Annotated in this window: 19 protein-coding genes and 1 pseudogene; 8 read left to right on the forward strand and 12 right to left on the reverse strand. The window is 69.6% G+C overall.

Annotated elements, in window-relative coordinates; all coding sequences use genetic code 11:
* The first annotated feature begins 12 nt into the window (after window positions 1–12).
* Both PT931_RS24715 and PT931_RS24720 read left to right on the forward strand, forming a co-directional pair.
* On the forward strand, window positions 13–2808 hold the full coding sequence (locus tag PT931_RS24715) for an AAA family ATPase (protein WP_456248064.1): 2796 nt from the start codon (window positions 13–15) through the stop codon (window positions 2806–2808).
* Entirely contained in the window at window positions 2805–4004 is a 1200-nt protein-coding gene (locus PT931_RS24720; RefSeq protein ID WP_456248065.1) for an allantoate amidohydrolase, read from the forward strand. Before PT931_RS24715 ends, PT931_RS24720 begins: the two co-directional genes overlap by 4 nt.
* Here the strand turns inward: PT931_RS24720 and PT931_RS24725 are convergent.
* The 8 genes and pseudogenes from PT931_RS24725 to PT931_RS24760 all read right to left on the reverse strand — a co-directional run bounded on the left by PT931_RS24725 (window position 3969) and on the right by PT931_RS24760 (window position 10265).
* Complete coding sequence (locus PT931_RS24725; protein WP_456248066.1) at window positions 3969–4739, reverse strand: EI24 domain-containing protein; 771 nt, start codon at window positions 4737–4739, stop codon at window positions 3969–3971. The genes PT931_RS24720 and PT931_RS24725 overlap by 36 nt on opposite strands.
* A gap of 349 nt (window positions 4740–5088) precedes the next feature.
* A complete protein-coding gene (locus PT931_RS24730; RefSeq protein WP_456248210.1) occupies window positions 5089–5871 on the reverse strand; it encodes an alpha/beta fold hydrolase in 783 nt (260 codons plus the stop codon).
* Complete coding sequence (locus PT931_RS24735) at window positions 5865–6200, reverse strand: DUF2516 family protein (RefSeq protein WP_363729794.1); 336 nt, start codon at window positions 6198–6200, stop codon at window positions 5865–5867. Before PT931_RS24735 ends, PT931_RS24730 begins: the two co-directional genes overlap by 7 nt.
* A 229-nt stretch (window positions 6201–6429) precedes the next feature.
* Window positions 6430–7041: a hypothetical protein gene (locus PT931_RS24740; RefSeq protein WP_456248067.1), complete on the reverse strand. Its 612-nt coding sequence runs from the start codon at window positions 7039–7041 to the stop codon at window positions 6430–6432.
* A gap of 29 nt (window positions 7042–7070) precedes the next feature.
* Window positions 7071–7406 (reverse strand): annotated as a pseudogene (locus tag PT931_RS24745) (helix-turn-helix domain-containing protein); the annotation flags it as partial.
* Between the two features lie 42 nt (window positions 7407–7448).
* Window positions 7449–8414, reverse strand: coding sequence for an asparaginase (locus PT931_RS24750; RefSeq protein WP_456248068.1), 966 nt, complete (start codon window positions 8412–8414; stop codon window positions 7449–7451).
* 46 nt (window positions 8415–8460) lie between these two features.
* Entirely contained in the window at window positions 8461–9288 is an 828-nt protein-coding gene (locus PT931_RS24755) for a BKACE family enzyme (RefSeq protein ID WP_363729801.1), read from the reverse strand.
* The gene (locus PT931_RS24760; RefSeq protein ID WP_456248069.1) at window positions 9285–10265 is read right to left on the reverse strand and encodes a dihydrofolate reductase family protein; all 981 of its coding nucleotides are present in this window, start codon (window positions 10263–10265) and stop codon (window positions 9285–9287) included. The genes PT931_RS24755 and PT931_RS24760 overlap by 4 nt, the downstream gene beginning before the upstream one ends.
* On the opposite strand from PT931_RS24760, the gene PT931_RS24765 reads away from it, so the two are divergent.
* A complete protein-coding gene (locus PT931_RS24765) occupies window positions 10246–10785 on the forward strand; it encodes an ArsR/SmtB family transcription factor (RefSeq protein WP_456248070.1) in 540 nt (179 codons plus the stop codon). The genes PT931_RS24760 and PT931_RS24765 overlap by 20 nt on opposite strands.
* Before the next feature lie 54 nt (window positions 10786–10839).
* Window positions 10840–12063: an MFS transporter gene (locus PT931_RS24770; protein WP_456248071.1), complete on the forward strand. Its 1224-nt coding sequence runs from the start codon at window positions 10840–10842 to the stop codon at window positions 12061–12063.
* Here PT931_RS24770 and ygfZ read toward each other — a convergent pair.
* Together ygfZ and PT931_RS24780 are read right to left on the reverse strand one after the other, a co-directional pair.
* A complete protein-coding gene (gene ygfZ, locus PT931_RS24775; RefSeq protein WP_456248072.1) occupies window positions 11989–12996 on the reverse strand; it encodes a CAF17-like 4Fe-4S cluster assembly/insertion protein YgfZ in 1008 nt (335 codons plus the stop codon). The genes PT931_RS24770 and ygfZ overlap by 75 nt on opposite strands.
* A gap of 185 nt (window positions 12997–13181) precedes the next feature.
* Window positions 13182–14315, reverse strand: a complete 1134-nt coding sequence (locus PT931_RS24780) for a helix-turn-helix domain-containing protein (protein ID WP_456248073.1) — start codon at window positions 14313–14315, stop codon at window positions 13182–13184.
* Window positions 14316–14648: 333 nt separating this feature from the next.
* On the opposite strand from PT931_RS24780, the gene PT931_RS24785 reads away from it, so the two are divergent.
* From PT931_RS24785 to PT931_RS24800, 4 genes are all read left to right on the forward strand, one after another.
* Entirely contained in the window at window positions 14649–14936 is a 288-nt protein-coding gene (locus PT931_RS24785; protein WP_456248074.1) for a hypothetical protein, read from the forward strand.
* A gap of 327 nt (window positions 14937–15263) precedes the next feature.
* Window positions 15264–15524 (forward strand): hypothetical protein, encoded by a 261-nt coding sequence (locus PT931_RS24790; RefSeq protein WP_456248075.1) that lies wholly within the window; start codon window positions 15264–15266, stop codon window positions 15522–15524.
* A gap of 27 nt (window positions 15525–15551) precedes the next feature.
* A complete protein-coding gene (locus tag PT931_RS24795; RefSeq protein ID WP_456248076.1) occupies window positions 15552–16076 on the forward strand; it encodes a DddA-like double-stranded DNA deaminase toxin in 525 nt (174 codons plus the stop codon).
* The gene (locus PT931_RS24800; RefSeq protein WP_456248077.1) at window positions 16073–16486 is read left to right on the forward strand and encodes an Imm1 family immunity protein; all 414 of its coding nucleotides are present in this window, start codon (window positions 16073–16075) and stop codon (window positions 16484–16486) included. The genes PT931_RS24795 and PT931_RS24800 overlap by 4 nt, the downstream gene beginning before the upstream one ends.
* A gap of 168 nt (window positions 16487–16654) precedes the next feature.
* Here PT931_RS24800 and PT931_RS24805 read toward each other — a convergent pair whose 3' ends face one another.
* Window positions 16655–17731: a hypothetical protein gene (locus PT931_RS24805; RefSeq protein ID WP_456248078.1), complete on the reverse strand. Its 1077-nt coding sequence runs from the start codon at window positions 17729–17731 to the stop codon at window positions 16655–16657.
* Window positions 17732–17898: 167 nt separating this feature from the next.
* Window positions 17899–18441: a DUF4365 domain-containing protein gene (locus PT931_RS24810; protein WP_456248079.1), complete on the reverse strand. Its 543-nt coding sequence runs from the start codon at window positions 18439–18441 to the stop codon at window positions 17899–17901.
* Window positions 18442–18946 lie beyond the last annotated feature (505 nt).

Consider the following 18946-nt stretch of genomic DNA (forward strand, 5'->3'; position numbering starts at 1 on the left):
TAGGGTCGGCGGATGCTGCATGGCCGGACGGGGGAACGAACGGCGATCGACAGGCTGCTGGCCGACTGTCGCGCCGGCACGAGCGGCGCCCTGCTCCTCAGTGGAGAACCGGGAATCGGAAAAACCGCTCTTCTGCGGTACGCCACCGGGCAGGCCACCGACCTCCGCCTCCTGCGCGCCACGGGCATCGAGTCGGAGGCCGAACTGCCGTTCGCCGGGTTGCACATGGTGCTCCGCCCGGTCCTCGACCGCCTCGACACCCTCCCGGGCCCACAACGCGCGGCCCTGCGCACGGCATTCGGCCTGGACCCGGACGCGGGGTCGGGCGCGGGGTCGGCGTCGGTCGTCGCGGCCGGCACCGGCGCTGGCTCCACGACCGCTCCCGCGTCCCGGGAGCCCGCCGACCGCCTGCTCACCAGCCTGGCTGTCCTGACGCTGCTGTCCGAGCTGGGTCCCGTGTTGTGCGTGGTGGACGACGCGCAGTGGCTCGACCGGGCGTCCGCCGAGGTCCTGCTGTTCGCCGCCCGCCGGCTCGACGCGGAGGGCGTCGGTCTGCTCCTCGCCGCCCGGCCCGAGTTCACCGCCCCGGGCGTGCCGTCCCTGGCCCTGACCGGCCTCGCCCCGGAGTCGTCCGCCGCCCTGCTCGACGAGCGGGAGCCGGGTCTCGCGCCGACCGTCCGGTACCGGGTACTCGCCGAGTCCGTCGGCAACCCCCTGGCCTTGCTGGAACTCCCCGCCGCCCTCACCTCCGAGCCCGCCGCGGCCACCACCCCGGGCACGCTCCCCCTGACCGGTCGCCTCCAGGACGCCTTCCACGCCCAGGCCGCCCGGCTGCCGGAGGCCACCCGGACCCTGCTGCTCATCGCGGCGGCCGACGACACCGGGGACCCCGGGCTGATCCTGCGGGCCGGCGCGACCCTCGGTGCGGGCCTCGCCGACGTGGCCCCCGCCGAGCACCTGCTGGACGAGGGCGACGGGACCGTGGCGTTCCGGCATCCGCTGGTCCGGGCGGCGGTCTACCAGGGCGCGGCGCTGCTCGACCGGATCGCCGCGCACCGCGCGCTCGCCGACGCGCTGGACGGCGAGGACTCCGACCGGCGCGCCTGGCACCTGGCGGCCGCCGCGACGGGCCCGGACGAGCAGGTCGCGGCGGCGCTGGAGCGGGCGGCGGAGCGCTCCCGGTCCCGGAGCGGGCACGCGGCGGCGACGACGGCGTACGAGCGGGCCGCCCGGTTGAGTGTGGACCGGGCCGCCCGGGGCGAACGGCTCACGCTGGCGGCGGAGTCCGCGGTGGACGCGGGTGACCTGGACGAGGCGGGGCGGCTCGCGGACGAGGCGGCTGCCGCGCGGTACACGCGGGACGCTGGGGCTGTGCGCGCCGCCGGGCACACGCGGCTCGCCCTGCTCCGGGGCACGGTCGGCTTCTGGCGCGGGGACTTCCGGGCCGCCCATCAGCTCCTCGTGACCGGCGCGGAGACGGCCGGCGACCAGGAGCACGCGACGAAGCTGCTGGTCCAGGCGTTCCACACCGCGTGGTACACCGACGAGGCGGCCGTGGTCGACGTCGTCACCCGGTTGGGCGCCCTCGAAGCCTCGCCCGTGACCCGGTTCCTGACCGCCGCCGTGTCGCCGCTCACCGGCCGACCCGTGCCGGTGGGCGACACCCTCGACGCCGCGCTGCGGGCCGTGGCGGACAGCCCGCGCGACCTGGCCATGGTGCTCGGCGGGGCGCTCGTGGTCGGCAGGGACGACGTGACCCACCGTGAGGCGGCGGCACTCGCGGCGGCCGGGCGCGCGGAGGGCCGGTGCGGCCTGCTGCCCACGGTGCTGTTCTTCCTGGCCGAGGGGGAGTTGTTCGCCGGGCGGCACGCGGAGGCCACCGCGACGGCGCGCGAGGCGGTGCGGATCGCGGAGGACACCGGGCAGCGGCAGTGGTTGAGCCAGGTCAACGCGTTGTTGGCGTACCTTGCCGCGATCCGGGGCGACGAGGACTCCTGCCAGGCGCACGCCGCGGCCGCCCGGCGCGCCGAGGCCGGTGGGCCGTGGACGGACTGGGCGCTGGGGATGCTCGACCTGGGGCTGGGTCGGGTGGAGGCGGCGCTGGTCCGGTTCGAGGCGCTGGCCGGCGGGCCGCTGGGGTTCCACGTGTCGGCGACCCGGTGCGTACCCGACCTGGTGGAGGCCGCCGTCCGGCTGGGCCGGCCGGAGCGGGCGCGCGCACCCCTGGCCCGGTTCGAGACGTGGGCCGCGCACACCGGCCAGCCGTGGGCGCACGCCCTGGTCCACCGCTGCCACGCCCTCCTGACCAGCGACGAAGCCGCCTACGAAGCGGCCCGGGGCACCTCCTTGCCGGGCACCGTCCCGCCCGACCAGGACCGCGCCGCACAGCCCGGCCCCGACCCGGCCGGCACCAGCCAGCCCCCGACCGGTCGCCCCTTCGAGCAGGCCCGCACCGACCTCCTCTACGGCGAATGGCTCCGCCGGGGAAGGCGCAAGGCGGAGGCCCGCCCGCACCTGCGTACCGCGATGGAGGTCTTCGAACGTCTCGGCGCGACCCCGTGGGCCGACCGGGCCCGCGCCGAACTCACCGCGACCGGCGAGCAGGCCCCCGCCCACCCGACCGGCCTCCTGTCGACCCTCACCCCGCAGGAGCTCGCGATCGTCCAGCTCGCCGCCGGGGGCCTGTCGAACCGGGACATCGCCGCCCGGCTGTTCCTGAGCCCGAGGACGGTCGGGCACCACCTGTACAAGGCGTATCCCAAGCTGGGGATCCTGTCCCGGGGCGAGCTGACTAAGTTGGTGGCATGAGCTTCGAGGAAATGTGGCGGGACCTGGCCCCGGTCGGACGGTTCGAGGCGACGGGTGGCTACCGGAGGTACACACTCGGGGCCGCCGAGTTGGAGTGCCGCGCCTGGTTCGTCGCGGAGGCGGCGCGCCGGGACATGCCGGTGCGGGTGGACGGCAACGGCAACCTGTGGGCGTGGTGGGGCGACCCGGACGCGGGGGACGCGGTGGTCACGGGCAGCCACCTGGACTCCGTACCCGACGGCGGGGCTTTCGACGGTCCGCTCGGGGTGGTGAGTGCCTTCGCGGCCGTGGACCGGCTGCGGGCGGAGGGTTTCGTGCCGAGGCGGCCGATCGCGGTGACGGCGTTCGCGGAGGAGGAGGGTGCGCGGTTCGGGATCGCGTGCCTGGGTTCGCGGCTGATGGCGGGGGCGATCACCGTCGACAAGGCGCTCGGTCTGACGGACGCGTCGGGGGTCACGTTCGGTGACGCGATGGCCGGCGCGGGCTTCGACCCGGCGGCGATCGGGCCGGATCCGGCGCTGATGGCGAAGGTTGGCGTGTACATCGAGCTGCACGTCGAGCAGGGTCGCGGCCTGATCGACATGGACCGGCCGGTGGCGGTCGGCGAGGCGATCTGGCCGCACGGCCGCTGGCGGCTGGACTTCACCGGCGAGGCGAACCACGCGGGTACGACCCGGCTGGAGGACCGCCGCGACCCCATGCTGACGTACGCGAACACGGTGCTCGCCGCGCGCAAGAAGGCCCGGCTGGGCGGCGCGGTCGCCACGATCGGCAAGCTGGTCTGCGAGCCGAACGGCACGAACGCGGTGCCGTCGCGGGTCACGGCCTGGCTGGACGCCCGCGCGCCCCGCGAGTCGACCCTGCGCGAGGTCGTCACGGAGATCGAGAAGGCGTCGAACGAGCGCGCCGGCCGGGACGAGACCGGGTTCACGATGGTGAACGAGTCCTACACGGGCGAGACGGCGTTCGACCCCTCGCTGCGGGACCAGTTGGCCTCGCTGCTGGGCAACGCGCCGGTCCTGGGCACCGGGGCCGGCCACGACGCGGGCGTGCTGGCCGTGGCGGGGGTGACGACGGCGATGCTGTTCGTCCGGAACCCGACGGGCGTGTCGCACTCCCCCGACGAGTACGCCGAGATCCCCGACTGCCTGTCCGGGGTGTCAGCGCTGGTCGACGTACTGCGCTCGCTCGCCTAGCACCTCGCGCGCCAGCAGGGTCGCCCCGGCCACGGCCGCCGGGGTGACCAGGATGACCCCGCCCGGGATGAGGAAGCACAGGAACGTGGCCGTCCCGAACCCGACGGCGAGCGCGCGCCGCCCCTTGAGGATCCGCCGCCGGTCCCAGACCCGCAGCCCCCGGCGCTGGAACGGCACCGACGTGAGTTCCATGGTCAGGAACCAGCCGCCGACGAGCGCGCCGAGCACCGGCACCACGGTCTGACCGATCACCGGGATGAACCCCAGCGCGAACAGCACGATCCCGAACAGCAGGGACTTGGCGACGAGCCGCAGCGAGTCCACGATCGACCGTCCGATGGACCGGGCCAGGGAGATCTCCACCTCGCCGGTCACGCCGCCCCGGGCGTCCTCGACCTTCTCGGAGATCTTCTCGTAGAACGGGTCGCCGATCGCCAGGGTCAGCGCCGTGTACAGCAGCACGCCGAGGAGCAGGGACAGCCCGACGAGGAGCGCCGCCGCCGTGAAGCGCAGCAGGTCGCGGCCGGTGTCGTCCCAGGAGTCCGCGAACGGGGTGATCCAGGTGGCGATGTCGCCGACGTTGGCCCAGAAGAAGATCAGGGCGGTGAGCATGACGATCCCGGCGATGACGGCGGGGATCAGGCCCAGCGCCAACAGTCGGGGCGAACGGAACCACAGTCCCAGCCCCTTGCCGAGATAGCCGACCCCGGCGAAGAAGTCCCGCGCGACACTCATCGCCACAGAGTAGGGGACCACCCCAAACCCTTCATCGGGGTACGCCTCCCCGCCGGCGACTCCGCAGCTCACCGCCTTGGTACCCGGCCGGGGGGCCGCGTCCACGGGAGGCGCCAGCCGTAGGCACGCCGCACGCCAGGGATCAGGTGGTGTGAGGCCCGGCCGGATGCCCGTGCCGGAGCGGGGAGGCGGCGGTCCACCGCGCGGCGTGGTGCACGCCGGGGTGTCGCGGGAGCCGGGTGCCGGCACCGTTTCGGCGGCGCGGCCCGGGCAGCCCGTGGAGGTGCCGCCGGATGCCGGGGCCACGGCACCTCGTAACCGTCTGAGGTTTGTGGTCTTGGTCCGGGGTTCAGGTGTTCAGGAAGGTGGAGATGCGTTCGCGCAGGTCGTGGCGGTGGCGCCACAGGGGGTGCGGTTCGTCGTAGACGTGCAGGGTGGCGCGGGGCAGGAGGTCCGCGACGCGTTCGGCGGTCTCGGCCGGGTGCAGGGTGTCGCCCCGGCAGCCGATCACGAGGGCCTCGGCGGTGACGGCCTTCAGGGGCTCGGCGGAGTCGACGGCGGTCTGGTCGGGCAGGCCGGCGAGGGAGGCGCCCAGGCCGCTGCTGAGCAGGGCGGTGGTCCGCAGGGTGAGGAAGGCGCGGGCGGCGCTGGTGCCGCGCAGTTCCGCCGGGACCTCGGCGGCGACCTCGGCTGCCACCGCTTCCCGGTCGGCGCTGGCGATGGCGCGGAGCAGACCCCCGAGACGGATACGCGCGGCGGCCGGCCGGGGTTCGTCCAACACGGCGGGCAGAAAAAGCACGATCTTGCTGAACCGGGTCGGCTCGGCGGCCAGCAGTCGGCAGAGCGCGCCGGCCCCGAGGCTCACTCCCACCGCCCGGGTCGCCCCGGACTGGTCGGCGACGGCGCGCAGGTCCTCGGCCAGATCCGCGTACGTCCACGCGCCGGGCGGGGCGGTCGACGCGCCGTGCCCCCGGAACTGGAAGAACACCCGGCTGCCGGTGACCCCGCCGCCGAGGGGCCGGGTGTCGGCGATCCCGCCGGCCAGGCCGTGGGCGAAGACGGTGACCGGGGTGCCGGAGCCGGTGGTCAGGCTCTCCAGGCGCACCCCGGGCGCGACCTCGATGGTCACCAGTGGCCGTTGGTCGCGTCCCGGATGCCGGGGCGGACGTCGAGCAGGTACACCGAGGAGGCGAGGATCGCGAGCATGCTGAACAGGCCCGGGGCCTGCCGGCCGACGCCGACCAGGATCGTGACCAGGGAGATCAGGGTGGCCCCGCCGAGCAGCGCCATCCACGGGCCCTTGGCGAGGGTGCCGACGGCGGTGAACGCGTCGGCGCGCTGCCGCACGCAGTGGAACAGGGCCGCCGCCGAGATGATCATGGCGAAGATGGCGATCACCATGTTGACCAGGGTGATCACCGAGTAGACCCACGGACCGCCCAGCGGAAGGAGGTTGCTCATCCCCCCAGCCTACTGCCGCCCACCACCGGACCCGGCGCGTCACACCACGCCCGATTCCACCCACACCGTCCCCGGGCGCACGAACCGACCACGGCGACGCGCATCGGCGCGGCGGGCTGGCGCACACCGTCCCCGGGCGCACGAACCGACCACGGCGACCTCGTGCCGGGCACGGAGACGCCGCAGGAGCCCTGGTCGGTGGACCGGGGCTCCTGCGGCGAGGTGGTGACTACTCCGCGGCGGGCGGGGTGGCCTTCTTCACGGCCTTCTTGGCGACCTTCTTGGCCGGAGTCTTCGGGGCGGCGGCCTCGGCCTTGACGGTCGGCGTCTCGGTCGTGTGCTTCGGCTCCGCCGGGGCGGACGCGATGAACTCGGCGGCCTCGGCCGGGTCCTTCGGCGCGTCGGGCGCGGTGTGCGCGACGGTGTCGATCGTGGCCTCGGCCTTGACCGGCTCCGGGGTCGGCTCGCCGTCGAGGACGACGGTGCCGCGCTCGACGAGCTTCTCGAACGTCGACTGGGCGCGCTCGGCGATCTTGTCGGCGCTGCGCTTGGCGGCCTCGCGGGCCTTCTCGGCCTCGCTGACCAGGTATTCCTTCGCCTGGCCCTTGCGGACCTTGCGACGCAGGCCGGAGATCTCGACGTAGGCGCGGGCGCCCAGCTCGGCGATGTCGCCGGCCGCGCGGCCGCCCAGGTCGAGGGCCTTGTCCTTGATGTTGCCCTCGCGGACCTTCGCCGAGAGCTTCGCGGCCTGGGCCGGGATCTTCTCGATCTGCTCGCGGGCGATGTCGGCGGCGCCGGCCGCGGCGTAGAGGGCGGTGGGGAGCTTGGTCTCGGTGGTCACTTCGACTCCTCGTGCTCGGGGGTTTCGGCTCGCTGGTTCTGCTGCCGGAAAGACTCGTAGATCTGGATCAGGGTCTGCTTCTGCGACACGTCGAGGCCCGGGTCGGCGGCGATGGCGGCCGGCACACCCTGGTCGTCCTTGATGTCGAGGAGACCCGCCCGCAGATACATGATCGGGGTGGAGACCCGCAGGGCCGCGGCGATCTGTTGCAGCACCTCAGCGCTGGGCTTGCGGAGCCCGCGCTCGATCTGGCTCAGGTAGGGGTTGCTGACCCCGGCACGCTCCGCGAGCTCGCGGAGGGAGATCTGGGCGTTGCGGCGGAGGCCGCGAATGAATTCGCCGAGGTCCCGGGGGCCATCTGTCATGACCCGACGGTACCTCGGCGTGCTAACTGTTGCAAGCAAGCGCTAGCTGAGAGATAGCACACGTACCTTTCCGACGGGGCGGCCGCCGCCGAGAAGTACCTGCTCAGCCAGGTCTTCGAGGACCGGGGCGGAAAGGCCCAGGCGGCGGAGTGCGGCGACCGTCACAGGGGTACGCGCGCGCATCGCCCCGTCGTCGATCTTCGCGGCCACCGCGCCGACCCCCGGTACGGCCACCGCGGACACGCCCTCGGCCCCGCCCTTGGACAGCAGCCCGGGGATCCCGGTCATCAGCAGCGTGTCGTCCGCGCCGGTCCCGGCGATCAGGTCCGGGTACTCCCGCATCGCGTCGGCCACCCGGCGCTCGGGGCTGCCGGGCTCGGCGGACACCAGCTTCAGGAAGGCTGCCGCCAGTTCGCGCAGGGTCAGGGAGAACACGGGCGCGCCGCAGCCGTCCACCCCGGTCGCGACGACCGGCCCGCCGACCAGGTCCTCCAGGGTGCGGCGGGTGGCGACCTGCAACGGGTGGTCGGCCTCGCGGTACCCGTCGAGGGGCCAGCCGGCCGCCCGGCAGGTCAGGAGCATCGCGGTGTGCTTGCCGGAGCAGTTCATGTAGATCGGGGCCGGGGTGCCGCCGGAGGCCAGTACCTCGCGGCGGGCGTGCTCGAACAGGGGCAGGTCCGCCGGGCAGGCCAGGTCCGCCTCGGTCAGGCCCCCGGCCTTGAGCATCGCGCGGACCCTGGCCACGTGCCGGGGCTCGCCGTAGTGGCTGGCGGAGGCCATGGCCAGGTCGGCGGTGTCGTCGAGGTCGAGCCCGGACCGCAGCATCGCCACGGTCTGCAGTGGCTTGTTGGAGGACCGGGGGAAGATCGGGGCGTCGGCGTCGCCGGACACGCTGACCTCCCCGCCGTCCGCGCCGAGGACGACGACGGAGCCGTGGTGCAGGCATTCGACGAACCCGGAGCGGACGACCTCGACGAGGAGCCGCCCGCCCTGGTACCGGCGGGTCATCGCCCGCACCGCGCCCCGGCCGCGACCGGCGGCGGACAGTGGCCGGTCATCGGCCCTTGATCCCCAACATGCTGCGCGCCTCATCGGGCGTGAGGGGCGGCCGCTGCGCCAGCCGCGCGAACCCGGCCGCCCGCGCCACGAGCTGCATGTTCCCGTCGACGGGCTGCCCCTTGGCGTACGTCAGCGTGTCCTCCATCCCGACCCGCAGGTGCCCGCCGGCGGACAGCGCCGCGAGCATCACGGGCAGGCTGGAGCGCCCGACGCCGGTGGCCGAGAACGTGGCCCCGGCCGGCAGGTCGCGCAGCGCGTGCTTGAACGCGACGAGCGTCTCCACGGTCCCGGGCGCGCCGCCGGGCACCCCGAGGACGAAGTCCACGTGCACGTGCCCGCCGGCCGGCAGCCCGTACTTGTCGAGCAGCTTGCCGAGCGCGTGCAGGTGGCCGAGGTCGAAGATCTCGTACTCGGGGACGACGCCGTTCTCCTGCATCTTCTGGTGCAGGGCGACGATGAACTCCCAGCGGTTCATGAACACGTCGTCGCCGAAGTTGAGCGTGCCCATGGTGCAGGAGCCCATGTCGGGGCCGGCGTCGACGACGGCGAGCCGGGCGGCCTCCGGGTCGGTGACGGCGCCGCCGGTGGACAGCTGGACGATCAGGTTCGTCTCGGCGCGCACGGCCTGCACGGTGTCCCGGAGGAGCGCGGGGTCCAGGGAGGGCTTGGCGTCGGCGTCGCGGACGTGGATGTGGATGACGCTGGCCCCCAGCGCCTCGCACTCCTGCGCGGTGCCGACCAGTTCGGGGAGGGTCACCGGGAGCGCGGGGACGTCGGTCTTGCTCGTCTCCGCCCCGGTCGGGGCCACAGTGATCAGCGTCATGGCCCCATCATGACATTGGTGGCCCGGGCCTCGGCTGCCAGTTCGGTCAGCTCCACGACCTCGATACCGACGGCTTTCAGCACCGCGTCCCCGTCGCCCTGGACGAAGACGGGCGGCTCCCGCCACGCGTACACGACCCGGGCGATTCCGGCTTCAATCAGGCGGTCGGCGCAGGGGCGGGCGCCGGACTTGCGGATGCTGCACGGTTCGAGCGAGGAGTAGACGGTGGCGCCCCGGGCGTCGGTGAGCTTGTTGAGCGCGGCCTGTTCGGCGTGCACGGTGGGGTCGGTCTCCCGGGAGTACCCGGTGGACAGGACCTCGCCGTCCCGGACGATGACCGCGCCGACCGCGAAGGCCGTCTCCGAGGGCGGGCAGAGCTTGGACAGTTCGATGGCCTGGCGCATGAAGGCGTGGTCGCGGAGCAGGTAGCGCAGGACGACGACCTGGTCGAGCTGCGTGACTGAGGCGAGGGTGGCCTCGGCGACGCCGTGCAGCCGGGTGCCCCGGGGGTCGCCGACGAACCGGGGCGCGACCGCGAGCTGCAGTTCGTCGGCGAGGCCCCGGTCGAGGAACTGGGCGAGCACGTCGGCGCCGCCTTCGACCATGAGGCGGCGTACCCCCCGAGCTGCAAGATCTTTCAGAGCCAGATCGATCGACGGGTACGCCAACCAGTCGTCCCCCGCGGCCACACTCCGGCTGACCACGACGCGCAGCGGGTGCTCCGGCAGCCCGGCGGCGACCCGCGCGGCGACCCTGTCCTTCGAGCGGATCCGGAGCCGGGGCTGGTCCCGCCGGAACGTGTTCCCCCCGACCATGATCGCGTCGCAGCCGGCCCGGACCTCGTCGACCCGGTCGAAGTCGGCGGCGTTGGACAGCAGGAGCCGGGTGTCGGAACTGTCATCGAGGTAGCCGTCGATGGAAGCGGCGCAGCTCAGAACCACATACATAATCTCTAGTGTGACGAGTCCTGTGCACATCGATGACCCGAAGGTCATGAGAGCCCTGGCGCACCCCGCCCGGCTGGCCATCCTGACCCGCCTCCATCAGCACGGCCCCACCACGGCGACGGAGTGCGCCGAGGTCACGGGGCTGTCGCCGTCCGCGACGAGCTACCACCTGCGCGCGCTCGCCGACTACGGACTGATCGAGAAGGCCGAGTCCCGGGGCGACGGCCGGGAGACGGTGTGGCAGTCGAGGTCGACGCACATGCACGTGCACCAGGACACGCCCGAGTCGCGGACGGCCGGTCGGCACCTGCTCAAGGCGTGGCTGGCCCGGCAGGACCAGGCCCTGGACGACTGGATGGACCAGGAGCAGGAGCAGTCGGAGGAGTGGCGGGACGTGGTCCGGGTGGACAACGTGCGGGTGACCGTGAACCCGGAGCGCCTGCTCGAACTGATGGAGCGCGTGCACGTCCTGCTGGAGGAGTACCGGGACACCGGGGACGACAACGCGCGGAAGGTGTCGATCTCGTTCCGGGCCGTTCCGCTGCTGTGACGCGGGCCGTTCGGGTCTTGTGAAGTAAAAACTTCGAAGTTTATGCTTCGGAGTATGACCCCGTTGCCGCGTCAGATCCATGCCGTCGCCGCCGCGTTCGCCGTGACCATGCTCGGCGACGGGCTCGCCATCACCGCCCTGATGCTCGACCTCCACGACCGGCACGCCGGGGCCTCGGCCATCGCGGCGCTGTTCGCGGCCATGTCCCTGCCGGCCGTCCTGCTCGCCGGGGTCTCCGGCCGGATCGTGGACCGGGTGCCGCCCCGCCGGCTGCTGCCCCCGGTCGGCGCGGCCCTGGTCGCGGTGTGCACGGGAATGGCGTTCGTCGAGTCGGTCCCGCTGCTCCTGGCCCTGTTCGCGGTGCTGTCCGCGCTGATGACGGTCGTGTCCCCGGCGGTGTTCGTCGCGGTCACCCGGTCCGCGCCGGGCGAGCTGCTCAGCCGGGCCAGCGCCCGGGTCTCGGCGGGCGGCAGCCTCGGCATCCTGCTCGGCACGGCGCTCGGCGGCTTCCTCCTCGACCGGCTCACCCTGCGCGAGGTGCTCCTGATCGACGCGGCCAGCTACCTGGGGATCCTCCTCGCCGGGTACGCGTTCCCGAGGCTCGCGCCCGGCGAGGAGCACGTCCGCCCCGCCCGGTCCGGCTTCCTGGTCGGCGTGCGGGTCATGCGCGAGCACAGCCTCGTGTTCCGGCTCCTGATCCTGGGCGCCGTCCTCGGCTTCTCGGTACAGCTGATGAACGTCGCCGAGGTCTTCCTGGTCCGCGACGACCTGCGCGGCAGCGCCACCGCCTTCGGGGCCCTGACCATGGTGTGCGCGGCCGGCCAGATGGGCGGGGCGTGGCTCGCGGGCAACTACCTCGGCAACCGGCCCACCGCGAGGGTCGCGTTCGTGGCCGCCGGGCTGTCGGGGCTGCTGATCCTGTCGATCGCGGTCACGTACCACCTGCCGGTGCTGTTCGTGATCATGGCACTGGAGGGCGCGGTCGGCTCGGCGTTCGTCGTGGCCCGGCAGACCACGGTCGGCCGGGACGTCCCCGCCGAGCACCGGGGCAGCGCGGCGGCGGCCAGCGCGGCGGTCAGCAACACGTCGATGGTGTTCGCCCTGGTGGCGGGCGGGATCCTCACCTCGGTGCTGCCGTCCCGGCTGGTCTTCGCGATCGGGGGCGGCCTGGTCCTGGTGGCGCTGGCCGTGACCGCGACCCGGCTAGTCGATCGCCGCGGCCCGCGCGCCGACCATGAGCTTGGCGTCGTCGGCGACGTTGCGCTTGAGCACCGCTAGGGAGACCTGGCCCAGCTCGTGGTGGCGGACCGTGGTGCCGACGAAGCCGACCTGCCGGCCGTCCAGCTCGACGGCCGCGCCGACCGCCGGCAGCTCCTCGTCCACCCCGTCGAGGTGCAGCATGACCAGCCTGCGGGGCGGGCGGCCCAGGTTGTGCACCCGGGCGACGGTCTCCTGCCCCCGGTAACAACCCTTGTCGAGGTGTACGGCGGGCGCCAGCCAGTCCACCTCCGCCGGCAGCGTCCTGTGGTCCGTCTCGAAGCCGAGCCGGGGCCGGCGGGCCTCCACCCGGAGCGCCTCGAACGCCCACAGGCCGGCCCGCGGCAGGTCGAGGGTGTCCAGGAAGGTGGAGGTCCGGGGCAGGACGAGATCCGCCCCGTACGACATCCGGCGGACGAACCCGCCGCCCGGCAGCGCCACGACCGGATAGCCCGTGGTGGGCCGCCGCGCCACGTCCACGGACGCGAACTTGGCCACCGGCACCGGCGAGGTGCTCACCGGGCCCAGCTCGGGCAGGTGCTTGAGCGCCTCGGGGCCGACCACGGACCAGACGGCCATCTCGGCGCTCAGGTCCACCGGCTCGACCCGGAGCATGAACCGCATCCGCTGGAGGTACGTGTACAGGTCGCCCGCCGTGCCCGGTTCCACGTCCAGCCACAGGGTGCCGTCGAGGTCCGCCAGCACGGCGTGGTGCTCCACGTGCCCGTGCGGGGACAGGAACAGGGTCTCCGTGCCCTCCACCGCGCCCTCGAGGAACTGGGTGGTCAGGCTGTGCAGCCAGCTCAACCTGTCCTCGCCGGGGATGGCCAGCACGCCCCGGTGCGACCGGTCGACGAGACCCGCCTCCGTGGCGAGGGTCCGCTGCTCGCGCGCCGGGTCGCCGTAGTGCGCGGGCACCTTGGCGTCTCGACCCTCACCGAAAACCGCGGTCATGGGCACTCTCCTGTCCGACACCTACCGATCATATGCGAACTTCGCTCGTTAACACACACGAGGTGAAGCGGACAAACATGCAGGTCATAGCCTTGTGATGTTGGGGCTTGTCAGCCCCGTCATGAGTTTTCATGAGTACGAAGCGCGCCCCCGGCCTGACCTGGCTGGGGGCGCGTTTTCTGGGTTCATGCCGCGCGCTGGGCCGCCGCTGCCGTCTCCGCGAGAACCATGTTGAGGGTGGCGGTCCGCGCCGCCTCGGGAAGCTTGTTCAACGCGTCACGCGCGTACTCGACTCCGCTGCGGTCGCCCTGGGCCGCCAGCATCATGCCCCGGTGCATCTCGATCTGGGTGGAGATCCGGGCTATGCCCTTGGGCATCGTGTCCAGCACCCACTTCTGAGCCTCTTGGGCAGCCTTGTGGCCCACCCGGGACAGGATCAGGGATTCTGTGAGGCCGTGCCTCCACTCGGGCATGGAGTCGTCCGAGCCGTATCCGGTATGGCCGATCTGGGAGAAGACCTTTCTCGCCTTACCGAGGAGCGTCAGGCTGCCGGCGACATTGCCCACCCTGGCCAGCACGTGGGACTGAGCCAGGTAGGAATCGAGGCGACCCACGGAGGAGTTGGCCGACAGCTCTAGGGCCTCACGCGAGAGCTGTAGCGCCTCGTCAGGCTGCGCGCCACCTTGCGCCATGGAGAGAGCGGCACGCCCCCGGGCCATCACGCGCGTGGACAGGTCGCCGCCCCTGTCCGCGTACTTGATCGCCAGGTGGTACCACTCCCCAGCACCGTGCTTGATCGCTGTGCGTGACGAGCTGTTGCCGATCATGACGAGCAACCGGGCCGCGATGTCGTAGAGAGCTGGGTCGGTCATGTGCTGGGGCATCGTCGCCAGCTCACCCAGAAGCAGCTTGTACATGTCCTCGGAACCAAGGTGAATGTGGTCCCGGCCCACCGTGGCCAAGAGTTCCCGCCACTGCTCGATCGTGCGCCCCGGCTCCAACGCGGAAGCGAATCCCGCCTGGACTGCCTCGGGAGTGATGAGTGGGGCCAACGCACCGGCTGCGAGTCCCGTGAGGACACCTCGTCTGTACATGATCTCTTCTCCCAGGACGCGCTCGTATGCCTCGATCACATCAGCCGTCGCGGCGCGCTTGCCCTTCTCCACGTTCCCCAGGTGCCCCCGGTGGAAGTGGGTCTGTTGAGCCATGTCGGTCAGGCTGAGCCCCGCCCGCAACCGGGCTGCTCGCATGTTCGCACCTAGGTAAGTCATCTGACGAGGTCCCTCGGAAATTGACGACAGCATGACGACAGTCGACATCTTCTATATATCGCCCAGTGAGCACGAGACTACCCATAGAGCGTTTCCGGCGGGAAGACCTACACCGGACAGACCACCGTTCTTCCCCAGGTCATGGACAGTCCACAGGGTCCCGCCGGAACGCTCACCTACACCGGGAGGAGGTGGAGAGGATGCGTGACTTCTTGAGGGTGCTCGCGGACGTGTTGGACACGAAGCCGAACGGCGACCCCGTCGACCAGGGCGACGGCGAGACGCCGGAGACGGACTAGCCAGGCAGGCAGTGAAGGCAGGAGGCCGGGAAGCCTTCCCGGGACATGCCCGGCCTCCTTACTACCCCGAAGGGCAACACCCATGCTCAAGCTTTCCGACGATCAGCGCAACCTTTTGTCCATGTGTGTGGTCGGCCTCGTGGCCGAGTACGGACCGGGCGACCTGGACGCGTTGATCTTCCGCGACCGGATCGGCCGCTTCGGCGTCGGCCCCGGACCGGATGCCCCGGCGGGCTGTGAGCCCGTCATCACGCGCGCCCAGGTCGACCGGCTGATGGTGACCCATGTCTTCGTGCCGGAGGACTTCGAGGTTCCAGCGAGGCTGGCTGCGTTCGTGGATGCGGTGTGCGAGTCGGTGACTCTGCAATGACCGACCGGACACTAGAGCTGCCAGTGGTCCGGAGTCGAACGGATGACCCCGGAGCGTTCCTCGAAGGCGTCTGCCTGATCACCGTAGCCGCGTTCGTGGTGGGCATCTTGGCCTACGGCATCGCTGCGGCATTCCGCTTGCTGCCGTAGCCGTGGCGGATCACAGAGAGCCCCGACACCCGGCGTTGATCGCCCTGGCCCTGCTCGGCGTGATGCTGGCCGTCTGCACGGTCGCCGGCATCGCGCGGGCGCTGTACGGCTGACCACGGGAAATGTCGCAACCATCCAGCCCGATCCATATCAAACCCCCGCACCCTACGGAGGAGCCATGGCCGAATTCGGTGACGTCTACCAGAAGATCGAGAACACGAAGCAAGAGGTTGAGCTTGTCGTGGAGAGCACTGGGACGATCGCGGAACTCCTCGAAGAGATGGCCTCCTCCGTCGCGGCACTGGGCTTCCACACCCGCGCTGCCGCCTGTCGTGGCGCTGCGCAGTTGGCCCGTGAGGCCATGTCGATGACGGAGAACATCACCGCGAAGCTTGAGGAGGTGCACTCCGGGACGGTCGTCGCGCAAGAGTCGGCTTGAGGAGCGGCACCGGCCGCAGGCGTATCCATGGCGCGAGCGGGGCCGGTCGACCCACTCCACAAGCCACCGCAGCGCGGAGGGCCCACAGACGAGGTTTCCAAGCCTGCGCGCGAGCGGAAGCCTCACCCGAACAGCCCTCCTCCTGAGTTTGACCAGAGCAAGGCCGCGCTTGTCGAGCCGTCACGGGGGCATACGAAGACGATCGGGGTTCTGTTCAACCGACTGGGGAAGATGATCAGCGGACCGCTGTGGAGCGGGGAGAAAGGCCCTGCCGAAGGCGGTCCGGGGATCCGTGAGGATGGTCGATGGCGTCAACTCAGCAGCTTGGTTGAGCACAGCGAGGGACACGCTGCCGCAATCATGCGCCGAGACGGCATCATGGATGCTGTCATCTACCTCAACCGACCGCCGTGCCCTGGCCCATTGGGCTGCCAGACCAACATCGGCCATGTCCTACCGGGCGGAGCCCGGTTGACTGCCTACTACGTGAAGCCTTCGGGCGCGGTTGAACAGTACATTTTCAGAGGCACAGGAAAGGCGCTGAACGAATGAGCTTTTCGTTTCTTTGGGGATTGCAGCCGGAAAACCCGGAGCGACAGCACACTTCCGAGGTTGCTAACGTGGGTGACATTGCGTCAATCATCGAAGGTATCCAGTCCCCAACCATCGTGCACGTGAGCCCGCCTGGAAAGTCCGGTGAGATCCTCAACCACTCGATGAATGTCGGGCTAGGACACCCCGCCCGCGCGACCATCGAATTTAGCACGCCTGATGGCGTGTTCTATGGCTACGAGCCTGAAGTAGCCTCAACCTCCGAAGAGATCATCTTTATGTACGGGGCAGATGAGTGCCCCTATCCACCCGACTGGACACGGGTTCGGCCCGAGACCGGCGCTCGCGCTCTCAGCGAGTATGTGCAGACGGGTGAACGGCCCACCTGTGTGCAATGGGCGGCAGCCTAAGAATGCCGTAATTGCACGAAAGCCCCGCCCGCAGATGACAGGTCGGGGCTTTCTCACTCTTTGTGGTGAGGATTTCAACTCCCAAGGCAATGCATGCCGCCGCCTAGTTGCCGCGTTAGCAGATGCCACAGGAGGCGCAGGTTGAACAGTTTCGCGTGCGACGCTCCACTATTCAGTTCCTAGCCAAGACTCGCCGTTCGGGTATTCCGCACCTAAAGGCAGCGGCTCATCTTCATATTCCTCGTCGGCCATGGCAACTTCTGCGAATCGGAACGCCTCGATTGGAATTAGCTCAACGTTGCGAGGGTCGGAGAGCCAGAAATACCGACCACTTTTTTTCTGTCTGCCACTTACTCGAATTGCCATACCGCGACGATGCGCCTGAATAGCAAGTTCATACATCTTCTGAGGCATTCGCACCCTCAGCTTTTTCGCCTGCGAGCCTTCGATCACGTCGAGCCGTATTACCCCTGCGGTCCCCGACCTAGCTCGGTCGAGGAGCGTAACTGTTCCAATCACGGTTACTTCAATCGGGGGTTCGGTGATAGCGAATCGATCTCTGGCTCTCTCCAAAGCTGGAATGTCAGATGGCTCGAACTCAAAACGCGAACTTGCCGGGCCAACCTCTTCGATCCCGCGATTTTGACTCCAGGAAACGCTTACGTCAGCGCCATCAGATTGGGCAATCAACCCCGTTAGACCCTTGGCCAGCTCGTAAGAGACACCGTGCTCTACAGCAGCGTCAAACGCTACAAGTGAGGCTCGGCTATTGAAGTAGTCAATAGCCTCTCGGGTTGCCTCCAGTGCAGTGGTGAGAGTCTTCGCCACAGCCCTTCCGGTAACAGGATCCCCATACTCAAAAAGTGGGAGTGCGGGACCAGAAATTTCACCGACCGGAGAAAACGCCGTCACTACGTAGCTGCCGACCTCAGTCTGACCCATTCGAACCTCTTCAAGGTAAGCCCGAGCCGAAGTCCATTGCTTATTGCCGAAGTAAGGGGCACGTTCCCTTTCTGCCTTAGCCGCAGCTTCAAGCAACTTCGTCGAAGACGTGATCAACGCTTCCCCAGAAAGCCACGGGATCGAGCCGTACGGCGACGACAGCTCTTTTCTGAACCGGATAGTGTCACCAATGACAACGTCAAGTGCAGCCAGCAGCTTTTGATCCCCTAGGCCACTTTGACTAGCAAGTTGCGCCAATGCGTCTTGGAGGAGGTCCAAAAAGTCCCCGGCTTGTGGATCCATTGGGACGATGAGGGATTGAACATCAGGGATGCCAGGTGGTGGAGCAAATCGAAGATAGAGCCCCGCTTGGCCTCCCCTTGGTTGCCACCCACGGCGCTCAAGGAAGCCGACGATGCCACTGGGGCTTACCCATGCACCATTGACTTCCACAAGATCCGAGGGTGTCATCAAGCCTTACCGCCTTTGCCAATTCTGTCCATCATCTCACATAGAGCATGTTCGTCAAATACCTGGGCCGTGGGCACCTTTACGACAGTCTTCTCCTTTCCTGTTATTGCAAAACCTTCCAGGTTTACCCAGTAACAGGAGTGGCGCATCGTTAAGGAGTCCATCTGCACATGCACCCACTCGTCAATCGACCGAGGAATTAGCATCGCAACCAATATCGAGGAATTGGTCACTGGGGATGCAGTCAGGCGTCGAAGTCGGTCGTTCCGTATTGTGATCGGAACTTCTTGCAACGAGACATCCGGCGCGGTCTGATAGGTACTCTTGAGCTGAATGCGGAGGACTGCCTCCCAGTCGGCAGTGTGATGGCCCGATTGGTGAGTAACAATCCAGTCGATGCCGCGATCATGTGATGGTTTTGCGATTGCGCAGCGCGCGGCGGCAGCGACTGCATGAAGATAGGCGTTTTGAAGAGTCTCCATGCATTGCTTCTCGTCCAAGTCTCCACGATGCGGCGTTGGCGCACCCGCAACAATCGTCATCAGCACCCCTCGCCTATCGAGTGAGGACAGTATGACGCTGCGTATGTGGTCGGTCCATCCCCCGAAGGTACTCATTACAGACAAACAGCTTGCTCGAACACACTGAGGCAGCTATGCGACGCGACAGCAGACAGTGCCGGCGTAGTGGGGTATAGCAAGGCTCCACATCCAGCTGCACGGAGCCTCAGTCGCGATGTCGCCTTGGTCCAAATTTGCGATGCCCAGTGAAGATGCTACTCAGTTGCCGAGTGGAATGCGCCGAGAAGGCTCAGCGCCTTGTCCGTGAGTGCTCCGCGCGGAGGTGGCCAGGTGCCCAAGAGCTGGGCGAAGCTCGGGTGCGAGCGTGGGAGGTGGCCTCTAGGTACCCGTAAAGCGCTGTTCACGTCCAGTCCGGGGCTGGCTGGGATTTATGGGCGCGTGCGGTGGGCCAGGTTCCTGGTTTCGCTAGGTGAAGGGAGTCTTTCGCTGCGCGTGCGGAGTAGTCGCCCCGGCAATCCACAGTGGG

This window comes from Longispora urticae (genome assembly GCF_053902585.1).

Coding starts and splice junctions, on each gene's coding strand:
- PT931_RS24750 (WP_456248068.1), bottom strand. CDS start 8,414: ATGACCCGCCGGTACCAGGGCGGGCGGCTCCTCGTCGAGGTCGTCCGC.
- PT931_RS24810 (WP_456248079.1), bottom strand. CDS start 18,441: ATGACGATTGTTGCGGGTGCGCCAACGCCGCATCGTGGAGACTTGGAC.
- PT931_RS24760 (WP_456248069.1), bottom strand. CDS start 10,265: ATGTGCACAGGACTCGTCACACTAGAGATTATGTATGTGGTTCTGAGC.
- PT931_RS24715 (WP_456248064.1), top strand. CDS start 13: ATGCTGCATGGCCGGACGGGGGAACGAACGGCGATCGACAGGCTGCTG.
- ygfZ (WP_456248072.1), bottom strand. CDS start 12,996: ATGACCGCGGTTTTCGGTGAGGGTCGAGACGCCAAGGTGCCCGCGCAC.
- PT931_RS24720 (WP_456248065.1), top strand. CDS start 2,805: ATGAGCTTCGAGGAAATGTGGCGGGACCTGGCCCCGGTCGGACGGTTC.
- PT931_RS24800 (WP_456248077.1), top strand. CDS start 16,073: ATGAGCTTTTCGTTTCTTTGGGGATTGCAGCCGGAAAACCCGGAGCGA.
- PT931_RS24735 (WP_363729794.1), bottom strand. CDS start 6,200: ATGAGCAACCTCCTTCCGCTGGGCGGTCCGTGGGTCTACTCGGTGATC.
- PT931_RS24755 (WP_363729801.1), bottom strand. CDS start 9,288: ATGACGCTGATCACTGTGGCCCCGACCGGGGCGGAGACGAGCAAGACC.
- PT931_RS24805 (WP_456248078.1), bottom strand. CDS start 17,731: ATGGATCCACAAGCCGGGGACTTTTTGGACCTCCTCCAAGACGCATTG.
- PT931_RS24725 (WP_456248066.1), bottom strand. CDS start 4,739: ATGAGTGTCGCGCGGGACTTCTTCGCCGGGGTCGGCTATCTCGGCAAG.
- PT931_RS24780 (WP_456248073.1), bottom strand. CDS start 14,315: ATGTCGACTGTCGTCATGCTGTCGTCAATTTCCGAGGGACCTCGTCAG.
- PT931_RS24770 (WP_456248071.1), top strand. CDS start 10,840: ATGACCCCGTTGCCGCGTCAGATCCATGCCGTCGCCGCCGCGTTCGCC.
- PT931_RS24785 (WP_456248074.1), top strand. CDS start 14,649: ATGCTCAAGCTTTCCGACGATCAGCGCAACCTTTTGTCCATGTGTGTG.
- PT931_RS24790 (WP_456248075.1), top strand. CDS start 15,264: ATGGCCGAATTCGGTGACGTCTACCAGAAGATCGAGAACACGAAGCAA.
- PT931_RS24795 (WP_456248076.1), top strand. CDS start 15,552: ATGGCGCGAGCGGGGCCGGTCGACCCACTCCACAAGCCACCGCAGCGC.